The sequence below is a fragment of the Sphingobium sp. S6 genome (genome assembly GCF_905120495.1).
GTDB lineage: Bacteria > Pseudomonadota > Alphaproteobacteria > Sphingomonadales > Sphingomonadaceae > Sphingobium > Sphingobium agri.
Genome location: NZ_CAJHOG010000003.1, coordinates 400,295 through 418,568 on the forward strand (window position 1 = coordinate 400,295; position 18,274 = coordinate 418,568).

Sequence of the window (18,274 nt, forward strand, 5' to 3'; positions counted from 1 at the left end):
CTCTCCCAACCCTCCCCCCGAGGGGGGAGGGCTTTTAAGCATCACGCGAAGCGCAGCAGCTTCACCGTCTTGACGCCTGCAAGCTTGCAGATGTCGTTCAGCACTTCTTCACTGACCGCGCCGTCGACCGACAGCAGCAGCACGGCTTCGCCACCCTGGCTGCGACGGCCAAGGTGGAAGGTGCCGATGTTGACGCCTGCTTCGCCCAGCGTCGAGCCGAGGCGGCCGATGAAGCCGGGCGCGTCCTGATTGACGATGTAGAGCATATGGCCTTCGAGGTCGGCTTCGACCTTGATGCCGAACAATTCGACCAGACGCGGGCTGCCGTGACCGAACAGGGTGCCTGCAACCGACTTGTCGCCGCCCTCGGTCTTCACCGTGACGCGGACCAGGGTCTGGTAGTCACCCTCGCGGTCATGACGCACTTCGCGGACATCGAGGCCGCGTTCCTTAGCGAGGAAGGGAGCGTTGACCATGTTCACCGTGTCCGAATAGACGCGCATCAGGCCAGCGAGCACCGCTGCCGTGATCGGCTTCTGGTTGAGTTCGGCGGCATGGCCTTCGACCTCGACCGAAACGCCCTGGATGCGGTCGCCTTCCAGCTGGCCGACGAGGCTGCCCAGTTCTTCGGCCAAAGCCATATAGGGCTTGAGCTTGGGCGCTTCCTCAGCGGACAGGCTCGGTACGTTCAGCGCGTTGGTGATGCCGCCATCGAGCAGATAGTCGCTGAGTTGCTCAGCAACCTGAAGCGCGACATTGACCTGCGCTTCGTCGGTGGACGCGCCAAGGTGCGGGGTGCAGATGAAGTTGGGGGTGCCGAACAGCGGCGATTCCTTCGCAGGTTCGGTCACGAACACGTCGAGCGCGGCGCCAGCAACATGGCCCGAATCCATCACTTCCTTGAGTGCGGCCTCGTCGACCAGACCGCCTCGGGCGCAGTTGATGATGCGCACGCCCTTCTTGGTCTTGGCGAGATTTTCCTTGCTCAGGATGTTGCGGGTCTGGTCGGTCAGCGGCGTGTGCAGCGTGATGAAGTCGGCCTTTGCCAGCAGCGTGTCGAGATCGGCCTTCTCCACGCCCATTTCGACGGCGCGTTCAGGGGTGAGGAAGGGATCGAAGGCGACGACCTTCATCTTGAGGCCGAGTGCGCGGCTGGCGACGATCGAACCGATATTGCCCGCGCCGATCAGGCCCAGCGTCTTGCCGGTGACTTCCACGCCCATGAAGCCGTTCTTGGGCCACAAGCCCTGCTGGGTCTGGGCATTGGCTTCGGGCAGCTGGCGGGCCAGCGCGAACATCAGCGCGATGGCATGTTCGGCGGTGGTGATGGAGTTGCCGAACGGTGTGTTCATGACGATCACGCCCTTGGCCGAGGCGGCCGGGATGTCGACATTGTCGACGCCGATGCCTGCGCGGCCGATGACCTTGAGGTTGGTCGCGTGGTCGAGAATGTCCTTGGTGACCTTGGTCGAGCTGCGGATGGCGAGGCCGTCATATTGGCCGATGATCGCCTTCAGTTCGTCGGGGGTCTTGCCGGTGATTTCGTCGACCTCGACGCCACGCTCACGGAAGATCGCGGCGGCGCGGGGGTCCATCTTGTCGGAAATAAGTACCTTGGGCATGACGAATTGCCTTTCAATTCGTCATCCCAGCGAAGGCTGGGATCTCGGGCCTCTAGGGTCTGCCTAGCCGCCCGAGATCCTGACTTTCGTCAGGATGACGGGGAATGGGGAAGATTAGTTAAGCAGCCTTGGCGGTGGCATAGGCCCAGTCGAGCCACGGGCCGAGCGCCTCGATATCGGCTGTTTCGACGGTAGCGCCGCACCAGATGCGCAGGCCCGCCGGGGCGTCGCGGTAGCCCGCGACGTCGTAGGCTGCGCCTTCCTTTTCGAGCAGGCCAGCCATGCTCTTGATGAAGGCTTCGTCCGCGCCCTCGACCGTCAGGCAGACGCTGGTGGTCGAGCGGGTGGCGGGATCGGTGGCGAGATGGCCGAGCCAATCGCGTTCCTCGACGATCTTGCCCAGCGCCGCCGCATTGGCGTTGCTGCGCGCGATCAGGCCCTGAAGGCCGCCCAGCGACTTGCCCCATTCCAGCGCGAAGATCGCGTCTTCGACCGCCAGCATGGACGGCGTGTTGATCGTCTCACCCTTGAAGATGCCTTCGGCGAGCTTGCCCTTCGCCATCAGGCGGAAGACCTTGGGCAGCGGCCATGCGGGGGTGTGGGTTTCAAGGCGCTCGACCGCGCGGGGACCGAGGATCAGCACGCCATGGCCGCCCTCGCCGCCCAGCACCTTCTGCCAGGAGAAGGTGGCGACGTCGATCTTGGCCCAGTCGATCTCGTAGGCGAAGACCGCGCTAGTGGCGTCGGCGAAGGTCAGGCCTTCACGGTCTGCCGGAATCCAGTCGGCGTTCGGCACGCGCACGCCCGAGGTAGTGCCGTTCCAGGTGAACAGCACGTCGTGAGCGAAGTTCACACCGTTCAGGTCGGGCAGCTGACCATAGTCGGCGCGGATAACCGTCGGGTCGAGCTTCAGCTGCTTGGCGGCGTCCGTCACCCAGCCTTCGCCGAAGCTTTCCCAGGCGAGCGTCGTCACCGGGCGGGCGCCCAGCATGGTCCACATCGCCATTTCAAAGGCACCGGTGTCCGAACCGGGCACGATGCCGATGCGGTGCGTGTCGGGCAGGTTCAGCAGTTCGCGCATGAGGTCGATGCAGTAAGCAAGGCGGGTCTTGCCGATCTTGGCACGGTGCGAGCGGCCGAGGGATTCAGCGCTCAGCTTTTCGGCGCTCCAGACCGGAGGCTTGGCGCAGGGACCGGAAGAAAAATAGGGGCGAGCCGGCTTCGTAGCGGGCTTGGCCGCGGGCGCAATGGTGGCGTCGGCGGCAGTCACTTCAGTCATGTACGCTTCTCCTTGCAGAGAGCTCGCGCGGCGTTGGGACCGCGTGGCCCGCTGGCCGCCCTAAAGATCGCGGACAAAGAGTCAAGCGGCCAATGAGTCCAGACGAAGGGCTGGATGCGATGAACTGATGCACTCGTTAACCCACAAAGCCGCAGATCGTGGTAAATGGATGGGCATGAACGAGCGGGTTTGGGGGACAGCGGCCAGAGAAGCGGTGAGGCGTCGCGCGGGTCAGGCGGCCTTGCTGGCGCTTTGCGTGGCATTGGCATCATGCGGCGGCGACATCGTGCCGCGCGGGCGGGTGGAGCGTCCGTCCAAACCAGTGAAGAGCGCTCGTCCAGCCGCGCCGCCGCCGATGGAGTTGCGCCAGTGCCTGGTGAAGCTGCAATCGCAATCCGTGCTGTTCCAGCCCCTGCCCGACCAGAATTTTGGCGGCGGATGTTCGGCGATGGGCAGCGTCAAGCTGCTCGACATCGGCGTGCCTGCCACCAATTTGGGCGCGATGACATGCGGCCTCGCCGCAAACTTCGCGGCTTGGGCCCGCTATGGGGTGCAGCCTGCCGCGCGGCTGATCCTGGGCGCGGAGATCGAGAAGATCGAGACGTTCGGCACCTATAATTGCCGCCCGATCGCTGGCAGCGGCAAACTGTCCGAACATGCGCACAGCAATGCCGTCGATGTGTCGGCCTTTGTCCTGTCGGATGGACGGCGGATCACCATCGAGCAGGGATGGAATGGCGACCGGCAGACGCGCCAGTTTCTGGAAGTGGTCAGGGCGAGCGCCTGCAAGCGGTTCCGCACGGTGCTGAGCCCCGATTATAATGTCGCGCATCGCGATCATTTTCATTTCGATATGGGGGGACGGGGTGGCTTTTGCCGCTGACCTTCTTAAGTTGGGTTGAATGACAAGAAAAGAAATCGAAGAACGTAAATTCCGCCCCGCCCGTCAGGAAGCCGTCGATGCCCAGAAGGCGGTGGGCACCCCCCAGACCAGCAGCGCCGCCTATCGCCTGGCGTTCCAGGACACCGAATTCCTGCTGCGGGAGGATTTGCGGCCGGTGCGGTTCCAGCTGGAGCTACTGAAGCCGCAATTATTGATGGACGAGGCGAAGATTGAATCGACGTTCGTCTTCTACGGGTCGGCGCGTATCCCGGAGCCAAGCCAAGTGCAGGCGCGGATCGACGCTGCCGTGACGCCGGACCAGCGGCGGATCGCCGAGAATTTGGGGAAGAAGGCGCGCTATTATGAGGAAGCGCGCAAGCTGGCGCGGATCGCGGCGCAATATCCGGTGAACGAAGCGGGGTGCCGTCACTTCGTGGTGTGTTCGGGCGGTGGCCCTTCGATCATGGAGGCAGCCAATCGCGGCGCGGACGATGTCGGCGCGCAGACGATCGGCATGAATATCGTGCTGCCGCATGAGCAGGCGCCCAACCGGTTTGTGACACCGGAGCTGAGCTTCCAGTTTCACTATTTCGCGCTGAGGAAGATGCACTTCCTGCTGCGCGCGCGGGCGTTGGCGGTGTTTCCGGGCGGATTCGGCACGTTCGACGAGATGTTCGAATTGCTGACCCTGATCCAGACGGGGAAGATGAAGCCCATTCCGGTGCTGCTATTCGGGAAGGAGTTCTGGACGCGGGTCGTGGATTTCGAGGCGCTGGCCGATGAGGGCGTGATTTCGCCTTCGGACTTGAACCTGCTGACCTGGGTCGAGACGGCCGAGGATGCGTGGAAAGCGGTGCAGACTTTTTATCAGGATAGCGAAGCGCCGGGTTGTTGATGCCTATCCTCTCTCCTTCAGGGGAGAGGATGTGGAGACTTGGCCGCTGTGACGCCTAATCGGAGCTGGAGAGGGGCGAGGCACGCGTCTGGCCCCTTCCCCTCATCCAACTTCGCCTAGGCCCATTTGGGCCAAGGCTGCGTATCCTTCTCCCCCGAGGGGAGAAGGGTTAGGCGCTTGCTTCGTGGGGCTGTGAAGACTAGGGCGCGGCCATGCTTGCGGCGCTTGATCATGTCGATTGCTGGATCTTCGATCTGGACAATACGCTGTACCCGGCGAAGGCGGACCTGTTCGCGCTGATCGACGTGAAGATGGGCGAGTTCATCCAGGGGCTGCTGGGGTGCGACGCAGACGTCGCGAAGGCGACGCAGAAGCGCTACTTCATGGAGCATGGCACGACGTTGTCGGGGCTGATGCACCATCATGGCATCGAGCCGCGCGCATTTCTGGACTATGTGCACGACATTTCCATGGATCGGCTGGAAGTGGATGAGGCGCTCAACGCCCATATCGCCGCGCTGCCGGGGAGGCGGCTGATCTTCACCAATGGCGACGCGACCTATGCCGGGCGGGTGCTCGACAAGCTGGGGCTTTCCGGCGCGTTCGAGCTGATCCACGACATCCATGCCTGCCAATATGTGCCCAAGCCCGATCCATCGGGCTATGCGGAGCTGTGCCGCGTGCATGGCGTCGATCCGGCGCGCGCCGCCTTTTTCGAGGATATGGCACGCAACCTGAAGCCCGCCAAGGCGATCGGCATGAGCACCATCTGGGTGAACAATGGCTCTGAAGCGGGCAATCACGAGCATCATCCCGACTTTATCGATTTCGAGACCGACCATCTGACGCCATTTTTGGCCGACATCATTGGGGAAAGACCATGAGCCAAGACCTGATCGCCACCATCGACGCCGCCTGGGAAGACCGGGCCAATGTGAGCCTGACGACGCAGGGCGAGGTCCGCCAGGCGGTCGACAAGGCGCTGGCGATGCTGGACAAGGGTGAGTTGCGCGTTGCTGAGCCCACCGGCGCTGAAGGATCGGGGGGCTGGCAGGTCAATCAGTGGGCGAAGAAGGCGGTGTTGCTGTCGTTCCGCCTCAACGACAATGCCATGATCGACAATGGTCCGGGCGCTGGCCATTGGTGGGACAAGGTGCCGAGCAAGTTCGCAGGCTGGGACGAAGCGGCTTTCCGCGCCGCCGGTTTCCGCGCGGTGCCGGGCAGCTTCGCGCGGGCGGGTTCGCACATTGCCAAGAACGTCATCCTGATGCCGAGCTTCGTCAATATCGGCGCTTTCGTCGATGAAGGCACGATGGTCGACACCTGGGTGACGGTAGGCAGCTGCGCGCAGATCGGCAAAAACGTCCACCTGTCGGGCGGCGTCGGCATCGGCGGCGTGTTGGAGCCGTTGCAGGCCGATCCCGTGATCATCGAGGATGACTGCTTCATCGGCGCACGGTCGGAAGTCGTGGAAGGCGTCCGCATCGGCAAGGGATCGGTGCTGTCGATGGGCGTGTTCATCGGCCAGTCGACCAAGATCGTGGATCGCACCACGGGCGAAGTCTTCATGGGCGAAGTGCCGCCCTATTCGGTGGTCGTGCCTGGATCGCTGCCGGGCAAGCCGCTGCCTGACGGCACGCCGGGGCCGAGCCTCTATTGCGCGGTGATCGTGAAGCGGGTGGATGCGCAGACGCGGTCGAAGACCGGGATCAACGAGTTGCTGCGGGACTAAAAAATCCTCCCCTAGAAGGGGAGGTGGCAGCCCATGGGGCTGACGGAGGGGTAGCGGCGCCAGAGTTGCGCTAATACCCCTCCACCGCTCCGCGGTCCCCGTCCCCTTTTAGGGGAGGACCGGATGGCCTACATAGCGCCTATGCCGCCATCGACACCTGACAACACGCCTCTTCCGCCTGTCTGGGCGACGCTGCGGCGGTTTCTTCCCTATCTCTGGCCATCGGATGCGCCTGCGCTGCGGCGGCGGGTGGCCATTGCCATGCTGCTGGTGGTGCTGGCCAAGGTCATCAGCCTGGTGATGCCCTTTGCCTACAAGGCCGCGATCGATCGCATGGCGCCGGGGCTGGAGCCGGGCGTGGCGCTCGCCATCGCGCTGGTCGTAGCCTATGCAGGCGCGCGGTTTGGCAGCGTGCTGTTCGACAATTTGCGCAATGCGGTGTTCGAACGGGTGGGACAGGAGGCCGGACGGCGGCTGTCCGACGATGTGTTCGTCCATCTGCACCGCCTGTCGCTGCGCTTTCACCTTGATCGCCGCACGGGCGCAGTCACCAAGATCGTCGAGCGCGGCACCAAGAGCATCGACACGATGCTCTATTTCCTCCTGTTCAACATCGCGCCGACGGTACTGGAACTGGCGGCGGTCTGCGTCATATTCTTCGTGAAGTTCGGGCCGGGGCTGGTCGCCGCGACATTGGTGATGGTCGGGCTCTACATCTGGTTCACCCGCATGATCACGGAGTGGCGCAACCAGCTTCGCCGCGACATGGTGGACATGGACACCAACGCTGTCGCCCATGCCGTCGACAGCCTGCTCAATTTCGAGACCGTCAAATATTTTGGCGCCGAAGAGCGTGAGGCTGCGCGTTACGGCACGGCGATGCGCCGCTATGCCGAGGCGGCGGTGAAGTCCGAGAACAGCCTCGCCTGGCTCAACATCGGGCAGTCGCTCATCACCAACCTGATGATGGCAGGTGCGATGGGCTACACGGTGTGGGGGTGGAGCAAGGGCAGCTTCACCACCGGCGACGTGGTTCTCGTCAATACATTGCTTAGCCAACTATTCAGGCCGCTGGATCTGCTCGGCATGGTCTATCGTACGATCCGGCAGGGCCTGATCGACATGGAGGCGATGTACAAGCTGATCGATACGGAGGCGGAGATTGCCGATGCACCGGGGGCTCCAGCCCTCAAGGTAAAGGCTGGCGAAGTGCGGTTTGACCATGTCCGCTTCGGCTATGATCCAGACCGCGAAATCCTGCACGATGTCAGTTTCACCGTGCCGGCGGGCAAAACGCTGGCGATCGTGGGACCTTCAGGCGCGGGCAAATCCACGATCGCGCGGACGCTGTTCCGCTTCTATGACATTCAAAGCGGTCGCATCCTGATCGACGGGCAGGATATTGCCGAGGTGACGCAATCGTCGCTGCGCGCGGCGATCGGCATCGTGCCGCAGGACATGGTGCTGTTCAACGACACGGTCGGCTATAATATCGGCTATGGCCGGGCAGGCGCGAGCCAGCAGGAGATCGAGGCGGCGGCCAAGGCGGCGTCGATACATGACTTCATCATGCGGATGCCGCAGGGCTATGACACGCGCGTTGGCGAGCGAGGCCTCAAGCTGTCCGGTGGCGAGAAGCAGCGAGTGGCGATCGCCCGCACCTTGTTGAAAGACCCGCCGGTGCTGGTGCTGGACGAAGCGACGAGCGCGCTCGACAGCAGGACGGAAACGGAAATACAGGATGTGTTGCGCAGCATTTCGCGCAAGCGCACCACGCTGGTGGTCGCGCATCGGCTTTCGACGGTGGTGGACGCGGACGAGATCATCGTGCTGGACCAGGGAAGGATCGTGGAGCGCGGCCGCCATGCGGATCTGGTGCGGTCCAATGGTCTCTATGCTACCATGTGGGCGCGGCAGGCGACGGAGCGGGAGGACATGCCCGTTGAGCCTGTGATCGAAGATGATTTTGCAGGGTCGCAGCCTGCATTGTCGGTCCGGTAAGGAGCTTGGGGATGACGCAGACGATCCGGAACAACTGGCGGATTGCGCCCTGGGTGGTGATCGCCATTATGTTGGCCGTGCCACTGGTGGCGATGCAATTCACCGACGAGGTGCGCTGGACCGGTTGGGACTTCCTTGCGGCAGGCGCGCTGCTGGGCGGCGCTGCGCTCGTCTATGAACGGGGCGTTCGGCGGATTACTGGGCGCTGGCAGCGGATCGCGGCAGCGGGCGCGCTTGTCTTGGCGGTCGCATTGCTGTGGGCGGCGGGGGCGGTCGGCATCTTTTCCTGACGGTGAGGGAAGCGGCCCCGGCGCGAGGCCGGAGGCCGCTTTCCTGAAATGATCAGCGGTTGGTGACGGTGGTCGTGGTTTTTTCGACGACCGTTGCCCGAGCCGGAGCAGCAGTGGTCTTGCGTACGACCTTGCGCTTCACCGGCGCTGCCTTGCGCACCGTGGCCGCAGGCGCGGTTTTCACGGTTTCGGTCGTGATGGTGGTGGCGGCGGGAACCGTCGCGGCAGCGGCGCGAGCGGCTTGCGCGTCGGCAGCAGCGGATGCGGCAGCGCGCTCGGCTGCATCGGCACGCGCGTTCGCGGCGGCGGCATCCTGCTGCGCGGCCGCTGCGGTCGAAGCCTGGACCTGAGCATCCGTCTTCACGCTTGCCTGGCTCTGGCCGATGGCTGTGTCAGCGAAGCCTTGCGCCTCCACGGCGGCCTTGATGGCGTCCTGTTCCTTGCCGCTCTTCAGCCGTTCCTGGGCGAGGCGCAGCGACGCCTGGGCGCGGGCGAGTACCGCCGGGTCGAACTGGCCAGCCTGCAATTTGGAGGCAGCGTCGATCTTGCCCTGGGCCTGCGCGATCGCCTTGAGCGCCTGTTCCTCGTCACCAGCGAGCGCGGGGCCGCTCGCGAGGAAAAGCGCCGAAGCCGCGGCAAGAGCGCGCAGGGAATAGCCGAATTTACGCATATTCTCTCCTGTCAATGTTGAGAGCCGGGTAACGTACCGAAACGAACCGGGTTCCAGATGCGCCGTTGCTGGAGAGGGGTGAGCCGCCGTCAGTCCGGCAGAAAGCGCGCGGCGACTTCGGCGGGGACGCGCAAGATGCGGCCGCTTGTCCGGTCGATGATAGCCCAGGTCGATCTCGCGCTGACCTTGACCTTGCCGTCGGGGCCGATGAACTCCATGTGGCGGTCGAACCGTGCCCCCCTTGGCCCTTCCGGAATCCAGGTGCGGGCGGTTACGGTCTCTCCCTCCCGCACATTGCCGCGATAGTCGATCTCGTGCCGGGTCACGACCCACACATAGGCATCGAGATGCTCCGGCGCGGCGTCGCGGGTCCAATGTTCGGTCGCGACCTGCTCCATCCACTGCACCCAGACCGCGTTGTTCACATGGCCGAGCATGTCGATATGCTCGGAGCCTGCCGTGATCTGGGTGGTGTAGGTGGAGGACATTTTACCGATGCTCCGTTGATGGCTCACTGCGCTCGCACCCTCCCCCAGCCCCTCCCGTAAGAGGGAGGGGAGATTGGCTTATTGGGACACGCCCAGCTGCCAGAGGATGAAGGCGAATTCCTCTGCGGTTTCCTGCAGGCTTTCGAAGCGACCCGATTTTCCGCCATGGCCCGCGCCCATATTGGTCTTGAGCAGCAGGATATTCTGGTCGGTCTTGGTTGCGCGCAGCTTCGCCACCCATTTCGCCGGTTCCCAATAGGTGACGCGCGGGTCGTTGAGACCGGCGGTGACGAGCAGCGGCGGATAGGATTGCGGCTTCACATTGTTGTAGGGATCATAGGCGAAAATGGTTTCGAACGCCGCCTTGTCTTCGATCGGGTTGCCCCATTCTGGCCATTCGCCGGGCGTTAGCGGCAGGCTTTCGTCGAGCATGGTGTTGAGCACATCGACGAAGGGGACATGCGCGACGACTGCGCCCCAGAGGTCAGGATCGGAATTGATCACCGCCCCCATCAGTTCACCGCCAGCCGAGCCGCCGGAAATGCTGATCCGGCCCTTTGACGTATAGCCGTGCTCGATCAGGCCTTTCGCCACATCGACAAAGTCGTTGAACGTGTTGGTGCGCTTGTCGAGCTTGCCGTCGAGATACCATTGCTGGCCCAGATCATCGCCGCCCCGGATGTGCGCGAGGGCAAAGGCGAAACCCCGGTCGAGCAGCGACAGGCGGCTCGTTGAAAAGCCAGGCTCCATGGCGATGCCATAGGCGCCATAGCCGTAGAGGTGGAGTGGCGCGCTGCCGTCGCGGGGCAGGTCCTTGGGATAGACGATCGACACTGGGATCGGCGTGCCGTCCCGCGCCGGGATGGTCAGCCGCTCGGTCGCGTAGCGGGTCGCGTCATAGCCTGAAGGAATTTCCTGAACCTTCAGAACCTCAAGCTCGCCGGTAGCGAGATGATAGTCGTAGATGGTATCGGGCGTGACCATGGATTCATAGCCGATGCGCAGCTTCGTCACGTCATATTCGGGATTGTCGTCAAGACTGGCCGAATAGCTGGCCTCCGGGAACGGAAGCCGCTTCGCCGAATGGGCGGCATAATCGCGCAGTTCGATCTGGTCGAGGCCGTCCTGCCGTCCTTCGGTGACGTAGAAGGTTTTGAACAGGGTGAAGTCGGTGAGGTAGAAATGCGGATCGGCAGGGATCACCTCCGACCATTCGCCCGGAGCCTCCAGCGACGCCTTCACCAGCCGGAAATTGGGGTGCGTGTCGTTGGTGCGAATGTAGAGCGTGCCTTCATGCTCATCGACATCATATTCACGCCCGGCCTTGCGCGCGGAGACGAGCAGCGGCTGGGCCAAGGGATTGTCAGCGGGAAGCAGCCAGCTTTCGGTGGTGACATGGTCCCCCGTCGCGATGACAATCCATTTTTCCGATGAGGTGAGGCCAACGGACACGCGAAAGCCGTCGTCATCCTCATGGAACAGTTCGACATCGCTTTCGACCGGTTGGCCCAGCCAGTGCAGCCGCGCATTGTCGGTGCGCCATTGATCGTTGGCGATGCCGTAGAGCAGCCCCTTGCTGTCACTGGTCCAGACGAGCGAGGACAGCGTATCGGGAATGACTTCGGGCAGGATTTCGCCCGTGAACAGGTCCTTGATCCGCGCTTCGAACCGTTCGGACCCATTATTGTCGATCGCATAGGCGAGATAGCGGCCGTCCGGGCTGACCGACAGCGCGCCGAGGCGAAAATATTCATGCCCCTCCGCCAGCGACGGCTCGTCAAGGATCAATTGATCTTCGCCGCCCGCCACGGGACGGCGATACCATTTGCGATATTGCGCGCCGGTTTCGAACGCCCGCCAGTAGACGTAATCTCCATCCTTTTGCGGCACGGAGCTGTCATCTTCCTTGATGCGGTCCTTCATCTCCGCAAAAAGCGCGTCAGTCAGCGGCTTGCGGGGCTGCATGGCGCTTTCGAAGAAGGCATTTTCCGCTTCCAGATAGGTGAGGACATCCTTGTCCTTCACGTCCGGATAACCCGGATCGCGCAGCCACGCCCACGGGTCTTCCACCTTGATCCCATGGCGCGTGAAGCTGTGCGGGCGGCGGGCGGCCGAAGGAGGCATGCTGTTTACGGTCATTCAGGGTCCTGATTCTTGTGCCGGAGGCACGCTGGCATAAGCGGCTTTGCCTGCTTATGTTGGCGGCGGCATGCCCTGCGCAAGGGTTCTCGATCAAGGAAATGCGATGTCCGCTTATGAAGACCGTCTGAAAGCCCTGCGTGAACAACTGGTGCGCGAGCGGCTGGACGGCTTTGTCGTGCCGCTGACCGATGAGCATATGAGCGAATATGTCGGCGAATATGCGCAGCGCCTTGCCTGGCTGACCGGCTTTCAGGGATCGGCGGGAAGCGCGGTGGTGCTGCCGGAGGAAGCCGCGATCTTCGTCGATGGGCGCTATACGCTGCAAGTGCGCGAGCAGGTGGATGCCGCCCACTGGCAGTTCGAAAGCGTGCCGCAGACCTCCGTCGCGGCCTGGCTTGGCGTTCACGCGCCGCAGGGCGGGCGGATCGGCTATGATCCCTGGCTGCACACCCGCGCATGGGTGAAGGCGGCCAGCGAGGCGCTGGCGGAACGCGGGGCGGAACTGGTGGCGGTGGAAACCAATCCGGTGGACGCCGTGTGGCCCGACCGCCCCGCCCCCAGCGACGCCCGGCTAGTGGTGCATGAGGACCGCTATGCCGGCCAGAGCGCTGCGGAAAAGCGGCAGGCGATGGCCGATTGGCTGACGGAGAAGAAGGTGGATGCCGTCGTGCTGTCGGCGCTTGATTCCATCGCCTGGGCCTTCAACATCCGGGGCAAGGACGTCTCGCGCACGCCGGTCGCGCTGGCCTATGCGATCGTGCATGATGACGCGACGGCGGATCTCTTTGTCGCGCCCGAGAAGATCGATGAGGCGGTCGTGCAGCATCTGGGCAATGCGGTGCGGGTGCGTTCGCGCGCGGACTTCGCCGGAGCGCTGCGGGATATGGCCGGCAAGACGGTGGCAGCCGATCCCGAACGCGCGGTGGCGGCGATCTTCGAGGCTCTGGACGCAGGCGGCGCGACGATTTTGCCGGTTCGCGATCCGGCCGTGCTGCCCAAGGCGATCAAGAACCCGGTCGAAATAGCCGGGCACAAGGCAGCGCAGGCGCGTGACGGGGCTGCCTTGTCACGCTTTCTCCACTGGATCGCGGTCGAAACGCCCAAGGGCGGTGTCGATGAGCTTTCCGCCGCCGCTCGGCTGGAGGCGCTCCGCAAGGAGACAGGGCTGCTGGAGGACCTGTCCTTCGACACGATCAGCGGGGCCGGGCCCAATGGCGCGGTGGTGCATTACCGGGTCGAGGAAAAGACCAACCGGCCGATCGAACCGGGTTCCTTCTATCTGGTCGATTCAGGCGGCCAATATCGCGACGGCACGACCGATGTGACCCGGACGATCGCCATCGGCACGCCAAGCGAGGAGATGAAACGGCGCTTCACCCTGGTGCTGAAGGGCCATATCGCGCTTGCCCGGGCGCAGTTTCCCATAGGCACGCGGGGTAGCCAGCTTGATGTCCTCGCGCGCCAGTTCCTGTGGGCCGAGGGATTGGATTATGCGCATGGCACAGGCCATGGCGTCGGTAGCTTCCTGTCGGTGCATGAAGGACCGCAGCGCATTGCGACGGCTGGAGGCAATGACGAGCCGCTGCAACCGGGCATGATCCTTTCGAACGAGCCCGGCTATTACAAGACCGGCGAATATGGCATCCGCATCGAAAATCTGGTGCTGGTCGAACGGCGCGATGTGCCCGGAGCCGAGCGGGAGATGCTGGGTTTCGAGACTCTCACCTTCGCGCCGATCGACCGCAATGCCATCGCTGTCGACATATTGACGGCAGAAGAGCGGGCGTGGGTCGACGCCTATCATGCCAACGTCATCGAGATTGTCGGGCCGCAACTGGATAGTGACGCGCTCTTATGGTTGGAGCAGGCTTGCGCGCCTTTGTGATCGCCGCTTTAGTCGTCGCGCCGACCCACCTCGCCTGAAGAGGGCGGCGCTTCACGGCTGCCCGCCTCTTCTCTCGCCTGCGCCTTGCGGCGGCGCAGATTGTCCCGCAGCGCCTGGGCTAGCCTTGCCTTGCGATCATCCTGTCCACTGCTCATCACCGGGCCATAAGCAAATTGCCGCATCCACCGCAACCCGCCTTGACAAGCGGGACGCGCGCGGCCATAGGCCCGGCTCCGCAAGCCGAAAGGCATTGCGCGATGGTGAAAGTGCTGCCGTAGCTCAGTGGTAGAGCGCATCCTTGGTAAGGCTGAGGTCGCGAGTTCAATCCTCGCCGGCAGCACCATTTCCCAGCAGGCTAAAGTAGATCAGCCAAGCTATATTTTCCCTTTATTGATCGTTGTTGCGGCAACTAATCTATATTATTTGATTTACCTTGGAATCGGGGGATTCGGGGGATGAAGGTGCGTGAGCAACAGTCCGTTGCGCATGAGGTTTTGACTTTTCTTCAGTGTCAAAGTCTTGCGCCCACACCGCAAAATTATGCGATGGGCTATGTGCTGAAAAGCGGCTCCAATGAAGCGCTGTCCAAAGCCGTCAATGACGCGACTGACGGCGGCATTCGGATGAGCCAGCAGCAGGCGGACGATATCTTCATGCGCTGTGTCGGCAGCCTGGGCGGCGCTGGGGGCGCGCATGCGACCGACGCATTGCGGAACCAGACGCGCCACCAACTGCTTCGCTTGGCAGAGGTGGCAAGCAGCGCTGCCGAGCGGACCGGGGATTTCAACCGCGACCTCAGCACAGGCTATGAGAAGCTGGCCGACAAGGATGCGGCCGGGATCGGACTGATAATCTCCGACATGATCGAACGTTCATTGCGGGCCGAGCAGGACCTTGCAGCTGCCGCGAGGGAGGTTGAGGTTCTTCGGCAGGAACTGGACACCGCACGCCATGACGCCAACCTCGATGCCTTGACCGGCCTGCCCAACCGCCGGGCGCTGGAAGCAGCGATGGACCGGCTGCAGAAGGGAAAGCTGCCCCATGCCGTGGCGATTTGCGACGTTGACCATTTCAAGCGTGTGAACGATCGATATGGCCATGCGGTCGGTGACCGGGTGCTCAAGATGGTCGCCACTTCCCTGGTGGAAAGCTGCGGCGGGCAACTGGTGGGCCGCTGGGGCGGCGAGGAATTTCTGGTGGTCGTACAGGGACATGCGCTCGACGACACGGTCGAACTGTTGGATGACGCCCGCCGCGCGCTCGGGCAACGCGCCTTCAAACTGCGCGAGACCGACGAGCCGATGGGGGCGATCACCTTCTCGGCCGGGGTTGCGCTCGTCAATGAAGGCGCAGAGTGGAGCAACGCGCTCAATTCAGCCGATGCGGCTCTGTACCGGGCCAAGGCTCAAGGACGGAACATGGTTCTGAGGGGATAAGCGCTGCTGCTGTCCGGCCTATCTCCTTTCCAGCAAAGCTCCGCCCCTCAGGGGAGCGGCTTTGGCAACCAGCTTAAATCCTGCGCCAGCCTACGGGACGGCACGCCGCTGAGCTTACGCAAGGCCGGCATATCGAGCAGTTCGATCATGTGGCCGTCCCGCAGGATCAGTTTCTTGTCCTCGAGCGTCCGGAAAACGCGGTTCACGTGAACGGCGGTCAGGCCGATGACGTCGCCGATCTGCTCCTGCGTCAAAGGATGTTCGAAACGTGGGCCGATGCCCGGCTGTATCACGTTCAAACGGCTGTGCAGGTGAACCAGAAAACCGGCAAGACGGCATTCGGCAGAGGTCCGGCCGATGGAGCAGAGCCGGTCCATCAGCATCACGCGCTCCTGCTGCACGCTAAGGAACATGAGAGCCGCCATGTGTGGCGCGCGCGTGAAAAGGCTGCCGAATGCCGACAAGCTAACCGAGCGCAGCTTGACGGGCGTGAGCGCCGTCAAGGTTTCCGCGGCCTTGTCTAGCGCCATGCTGGGCGTGCCCAGGATATCGCCGGGCAAATGCACCTTCAATATCTGCCTGCCGCCATCGGCCAGCGTCATGCTGCTGAGCGCCCAGCCATCCAGTAGCAGATATACCGACTGGGGAGCGTCTCCTTCGCGCCGGATCGTCCGATTGCGCGCGATCTGCTGAACCGGGCCAGCCAGGCTGGAAAAGATTTCGAGCTCTGCCGGGCTTGGCGAGCGGAATTCAGCCAGTCGGGCCTGCGAGAAAACTAGCGGAGAAGAGTCGTCTGGAACTGCGCGCACGGAACCTCGGAACGGATCAATCCGGCCGCTCTAGCAAAGCGCAGCCCCCCCCTCTTTAAAATGGAGCAAGAAGCGCAAGATTCAGCGCGAAACGGTGAGGCCGATCCACAAGGTTCGGGGCGTGCCGAGATCCTCCGAGACGCCCGTGCTGCCGGTGACACGGCGGGTCAGCACCTCCTGGTCGAAGAGGTTCTCACCCCGCGCGATCAACTCCAGGCCGCGCCCGACCGGCAGGCGCGCGATAGCATCGACGGTGAGCGCGCCCGCCAAGCGATCGGCATGCAGATCATCTTCATATTGGGCCGAGACATAATGTAGGGTTGCGGACAGGCGTGGCCCCTGCCGCAGCTGCCAGGCCACGGTGGCGCTGGCGGCATGGCGCGGCGTTTGCGCCGGGGACAAGCCGTCGAACAGATTGCCCGGCGCGCGAACCGTGCTGTGGCTATAAGCATAGGATGCGGACAGGGACATCGCGCCCAAACGGCCGCTGGCGGTCAGTTCGACCCCCTTTGCAACGATCGCGTCCACATTGTCTCGCCTGCGGAGGTTGGTGCCAATGGTGACATTGGCGATGGCGTTGTCCAGCCTGTTGTAGAAGGCGGTGGCCGAGAGCGAGAGCCCTTTCAAGGGATTGAGATCGGCACCGGCCTCCACCCCTTTCAGTTTTTCCGGCGCCAGCGCGGGGTTCGCCTGCGTCGTGACGGGGAAAATGACGAAAGGCCGGTACAGCTCGTTCAGAGTCGGCAGGCGGAAGCCGGTATAGGCCGCCGCGCGCAGGGCGATATGCTTGTCGACATGGAGCAAAGCGCCTACGCGTGCTGAAGTCTCCCACCCGGAACGGTTTTTGAAATCGGCACTGTTTGCAGGAGAGCCCGCCACGCGGAAAAAGCCGTCGCTGATCGTCCAGCGGTCCGCCCGCACACCGCCCGTCAGAACAAGACTGCCAAGGGTCCAATCGTCTTCGGCGAACATGCCGATCGTCCGCTGCCGTCCCCCGGCGTGGCGGCGTGCGGTCACCAATCCGGTCGCGGCGCTATAGGCATCCTCGAACATGTCGCCCATGGCGAAGCGGCTATCGATGCCAACACGCAACAGATGATCCTGCCCCACCGGCGGCCGCAGTTCGATCTTGCCGCCGATGCCGGTCGAGGGGGTGCTGCGCTGATCGAGCGTCTTGCGGAAGGGCGGGTTGGACGAGATAACGATGTTCGAGAAGTTGCGGGCCTGAACATAGGCCAGGGCATCCACCTGCCACCGGCCGCGCGACACATAGCGGATGCTGGCATCCTGCCCTTCGCTCAGGCTGTCGGCGCCGCGAAAGCGCAGCGTTCGCTCATCATGGAACAGGGTCGTGCGGAATTGCAGCTCTTCGCTCGCGGAAATCGGAACAACAGCCCGCAGATTAGCCGACCAGCCATCATAGGCAGCAGGAACCGTCGCTGGCACGCGCTGGTCGCGAGGTGTCGTTTGAAAGCCGTCGCCCCTGTCCCAGCGGCCAGAGAGGGACAGGAAGCCTCCGCCAAGGTTCGGGGTGAGGCTGGCGGACAATTCGGTCGCGTCCCGGCTGCCGTAAAGCGCCGTGGCGGAAAACATCGGCAACTGATCACGCGTGGCGCTTGCCAGTTCGATGGTCCCGGCCACCGCACCCGCGCCGAATGCGCCGACGCCCCCGCCACGGGTGACCCGCGCGGCGGAAAGCCGCTCCGGAACCAGCGCGCTGAAGGGGATATAGCCGAAAAAGGGGTCAGCCATGGGCACGCCGTCCAGAAGCACCAGCGTACGGCTGGACGCGTTGCCGCCCAAGGCTCGCAAGCTCGCGCCCTGCGCGGACGGGTTCGCCGACCGGCTGTCGGATCGCCGGAACTGCTGGAACCCCGCCACGTCTGTCAGAATGGTCTCGATCCGACCGGAGGCACTATCGAGGAGGCGATCCCGTTCGATCTGTACCGATCCATAGGCGGGAGTGCCCGGCGGCAAGGGCAAACCGGCGCCGGTGATGACGATGCGCGCCTGGGCGCTGCCGCGGTCGTCGGGCTGGGCCAATGCGGCGGATGGCAGCAGGACGGGCAACAGCCAAAGAGAGCCAGCTTTCATGACCCCGCCCATAGCCATGCCCCCTCACCCTGACAATGAGGGGACAAT

16 protein-coding genes and 1 tRNA gene are annotated in these 18,274 nt (G+C 63.5%); 9 read left to right on the forward strand and 8 right to left on the reverse strand.

Annotated features, from left to right (window positions below; all coding sequences use genetic code 11):
• Nucleotides 1-41: 41 nt before the first annotated feature.
• Both serA and SPHS8_RS12625 read right to left on the reverse strand, forming a co-directional pair.
• Nucleotides 42-1,622, reverse strand: coding sequence for a phosphoglycerate dehydrogenase (serA, locus tag SPHS8_RS12620; RefSeq protein WP_201515811.1), 1,581 nt, complete (start codon nucleotides 1,620-1,622; stop codon nucleotides 42-44).
• A gap of 118 nt (nucleotides 1,623-1,740) precedes the next feature.
• The gene (locus SPHS8_RS12625; RefSeq protein ID WP_201515812.1) at nucleotides 1,741-2,901 is read right to left on the reverse strand and encodes a phosphoserine transaminase; all 1,161 of its coding nucleotides are present in this window, start codon (nucleotides 2,899-2,901) and stop codon (nucleotides 1,741-1,743) included.
• A gap of 175 nt (nucleotides 2,902-3,076) precedes the next feature.
• Between SPHS8_RS12625 and SPHS8_RS12630 the strand changes: the two genes are divergently transcribed.
• The 6 genes from SPHS8_RS12630 (at nucleotide 3,077) to SPHS8_RS12655 (ending at nucleotide 8,702) form a co-directional block, all read left to right on the forward strand.
• On the forward strand, nucleotides 3,077-3,784 hold the full coding sequence (locus tag SPHS8_RS12630) for an extensin family protein (RefSeq protein WP_097092919.1): 708 nt from the start codon (nucleotides 3,077-3,079) through the stop codon (nucleotides 3,782-3,784).
• A 19-nt stretch (nucleotides 3,785-3,803) separates the two neighbouring features.
• Nucleotides 3,804-4,679 carry an LOG family protein gene (locus SPHS8_RS12635; protein WP_201515813.1) on the forward strand — a complete coding sequence of 292 codons (876 nt, stop codon included), beginning with the start codon at nucleotides 3,804-3,806 and terminating at the stop codon, nucleotides 4,677-4,679.
• Between the two features lie 212 nt (nucleotides 4,680-4,891).
• Entirely contained in the window at nucleotides 4,892-5,563 is a 672-nt protein-coding gene (locus SPHS8_RS12640) for a pyrimidine 5'-nucleotidase (RefSeq protein ID WP_201515814.1), read from the forward strand.
• The gene (dapD, locus tag SPHS8_RS12645) at nucleotides 5,560-6,411 is read left to right on the forward strand and encodes a 2,3,4,5-tetrahydropyridine-2,6-dicarboxylate N-succinyltransferase (RefSeq protein ID WP_201515815.1); all 852 of its coding nucleotides are present in this window, start codon (nucleotides 5,560-5,562) and stop codon (nucleotides 6,409-6,411) included. The genes SPHS8_RS12640 and dapD overlap by 4 nt, the downstream gene beginning before the upstream one ends.
• A 141-nt stretch (nucleotides 6,412-6,552) precedes the next feature.
• Nucleotides 6,553-8,412, forward strand: coding sequence for an ABCB family ABC transporter ATP-binding protein/permease (locus SPHS8_RS12650; protein ID WP_201515933.1), 1,860 nt, complete (start codon nucleotides 6,553-6,555; stop codon nucleotides 8,410-8,412).
• A gap of 11 nt (nucleotides 8,413-8,423) precedes the next feature.
• Entirely contained in the window at nucleotides 8,424-8,702 is a 279-nt protein-coding gene (locus SPHS8_RS12655) for a hypothetical protein (RefSeq protein WP_097092497.1), read from the forward strand.
• Nucleotides 8,703-8,754: 52 nt separating this feature from the next.
• Here SPHS8_RS12655 and SPHS8_RS12660 read toward each other — a convergent pair whose 3' ends face one another.
• The 3 genes from SPHS8_RS12660 to SPHS8_RS12670 form a co-directional block, all read right to left on the reverse strand.
• A complete protein-coding gene (locus SPHS8_RS12660; protein ID WP_201515816.1) occupies nucleotides 8,755-9,372 on the reverse strand; it encodes a hypothetical protein in 618 nt (205 codons plus the stop codon).
• A gap of 89 nt (nucleotides 9,373-9,461) precedes the next feature.
• A complete protein-coding gene (locus tag SPHS8_RS12665; RefSeq protein WP_201515817.1) occupies nucleotides 9,462-9,860 on the reverse strand; it encodes an acyl-CoA thioesterase in 399 nt (132 codons plus the stop codon).
• Nucleotides 9,861-9,938: 78 nt separating this feature from the next.
• Nucleotides 9,939-11,999 carry a S9 family peptidase gene (locus SPHS8_RS12670; protein ID WP_201515818.1) on the reverse strand — a complete coding sequence of 687 codons (2,061 nt, stop codon included), beginning with the start codon at nucleotides 11,997-11,999 and terminating at the stop codon, nucleotides 9,939-9,941.
• A gap of 106 nt (nucleotides 12,000-12,105) precedes the next feature.
• On the opposite strand from SPHS8_RS12670, the gene SPHS8_RS12675 reads away from it, so the two are divergent.
• On the forward strand, nucleotides 12,106-13,887 hold the full coding sequence (locus SPHS8_RS12675; RefSeq protein WP_201515819.1) for an aminopeptidase P family protein: 1,782 nt from the start codon (nucleotides 12,106-12,108) through the stop codon (nucleotides 13,885-13,887).
• 8 nt (nucleotides 13,888-13,895) lie between these two features.
• On the opposite strand, the gene SPHS8_RS12680 is transcribed toward SPHS8_RS12675, so the two are convergent.
• Nucleotides 13,896-14,069, reverse strand: a complete 174-nt coding sequence (locus tag SPHS8_RS12680) for a hypothetical protein (RefSeq protein WP_201515820.1) — start codon at nucleotides 14,067-14,069, stop codon at nucleotides 13,896-13,898.
• A gap of 86 nt (nucleotides 14,070-14,155) precedes the next feature.
• Here SPHS8_RS12680 and SPHS8_RS12685 point away from each other — a divergent pair.
• Nucleotides 14,156-14,230, forward strand: a tRNA-Thr gene (locus SPHS8_RS12685).
• Between the two features lie 112 nt (nucleotides 14,231-14,342).
• Entirely contained in the window at nucleotides 14,343-15,323 is a 981-nt protein-coding gene (locus SPHS8_RS12690; RefSeq protein ID WP_201515821.1) for a GGDEF domain-containing protein, read from the forward strand.
• Nucleotides 15,324-15,370: 47 nt separating this feature from the next.
• On the opposite strand, the gene SPHS8_RS12695 is transcribed toward SPHS8_RS12690, so the two are convergent.
• Both SPHS8_RS12695 and SPHS8_RS12700 read right to left on the reverse strand, forming a co-directional pair.
• Nucleotides 15,371-16,132 (reverse strand): Crp/Fnr family transcriptional regulator, encoded by a 762-nt coding sequence (locus SPHS8_RS12695; protein WP_236575132.1) that lies wholly within the window; start codon nucleotides 16,130-16,132, stop codon nucleotides 15,371-15,373.
• A gap of 81 nt (nucleotides 16,133-16,213) precedes the next feature.
• The gene (locus SPHS8_RS12700; protein ID WP_201515822.1) at nucleotides 16,214-18,226 is read right to left on the reverse strand and encodes a TonB-dependent receptor plug domain-containing protein; all 2,013 of its coding nucleotides are present in this window, start codon (nucleotides 18,224-18,226) and stop codon (nucleotides 16,214-16,216) included.
• Nucleotides 18,227-18,274: the final 48 nt, after the last annotated feature.

Excerpts from the sequence above, each read along its gene's own strand:
- SPHS8_RS12650 (WP_201515933.1), top strand. The coding sequence starts at position 6,553 with ATGCCGCCATCGACACCTGACAACACGCCTCTTCCGCCTGTCTGGGCG.
- SPHS8_RS12625 (WP_201515812.1), bottom strand. The coding sequence starts at position 2,901 with ATGACTGAAGTGACTGCCGCCGACGCCACCATTGCGCCCGCGGCCAAG.
- serA (WP_201515811.1), bottom strand. The coding sequence starts at position 1,622 with ATGCCCAAGGTACTTATTTCCGACAAGATGGACCCCCGCGCCGCCGCG.
- SPHS8_RS12680 (WP_201515820.1), bottom strand. The coding sequence starts at position 14,069 with ATGCGGCAATTTGCTTATGGCCCGGTGATGAGCAGTGGACAGGATGAT.
- SPHS8_RS12640 (WP_201515814.1), top strand. The coding sequence starts at position 4,892 with ATGCTTGCGGCGCTTGATCATGTCGATTGCTGGATCTTCGATCTGGAC.
- SPHS8_RS12675 (WP_201515819.1), top strand. The coding sequence starts at position 12,106 with ATGTCCGCTTATGAAGACCGTCTGAAAGCCCTGCGTGAACAACTGGTG.
- SPHS8_RS12655 (WP_097092497.1), top strand. The coding sequence starts at position 8,424 with ATGACGCAGACGATCCGGAACAACTGGCGGATTGCGCCCTGGGTGGTG.
- SPHS8_RS12700 (WP_201515822.1), bottom strand. The coding sequence starts at position 18,226 with ATGAAAGCTGGCTCTCTTTGGCTGTTGCCCGTCCTGCTGCCATCCGCC.
- SPHS8_RS12670 (WP_201515818.1), bottom strand. The coding sequence starts at position 11,999 with ATGACCGTAAACAGCATGCCTCCTTCGGCCGCCCGCCGCCCGCACAGC.
- SPHS8_RS12635 (WP_201515813.1), top strand. The coding sequence starts at position 3,804 with ATGACAAGAAAAGAAATCGAAGAACGTAAATTCCGCCCCGCCCGTCAG.
- dapD (WP_201515815.1), top strand. The coding sequence starts at position 5,560 with ATGAGCCAAGACCTGATCGCCACCATCGACGCCGCCTGGGAAGACCGG.
- SPHS8_RS12660 (WP_201515816.1), bottom strand. The coding sequence starts at position 9,372 with ATGCGTAAATTCGGCTATTCCCTGCGCGCTCTTGCCGCGGCTTCGGCG.
- SPHS8_RS12630 (WP_097092919.1), top strand. The coding sequence starts at position 3,077 with ATGAACGAGCGGGTTTGGGGGACAGCGGCCAGAGAAGCGGTGAGGCGT.
- SPHS8_RS12665 (WP_201515817.1), bottom strand. The coding sequence starts at position 9,860 with ATGTCCTCCACCTACACCACCCAGATCACGGCAGGCTCCGAGCATATC.
- SPHS8_RS12690 (WP_201515821.1), top strand. The coding sequence starts at position 14,343 with ATGAAGGTGCGTGAGCAACAGTCCGTTGCGCATGAGGTTTTGACTTTT.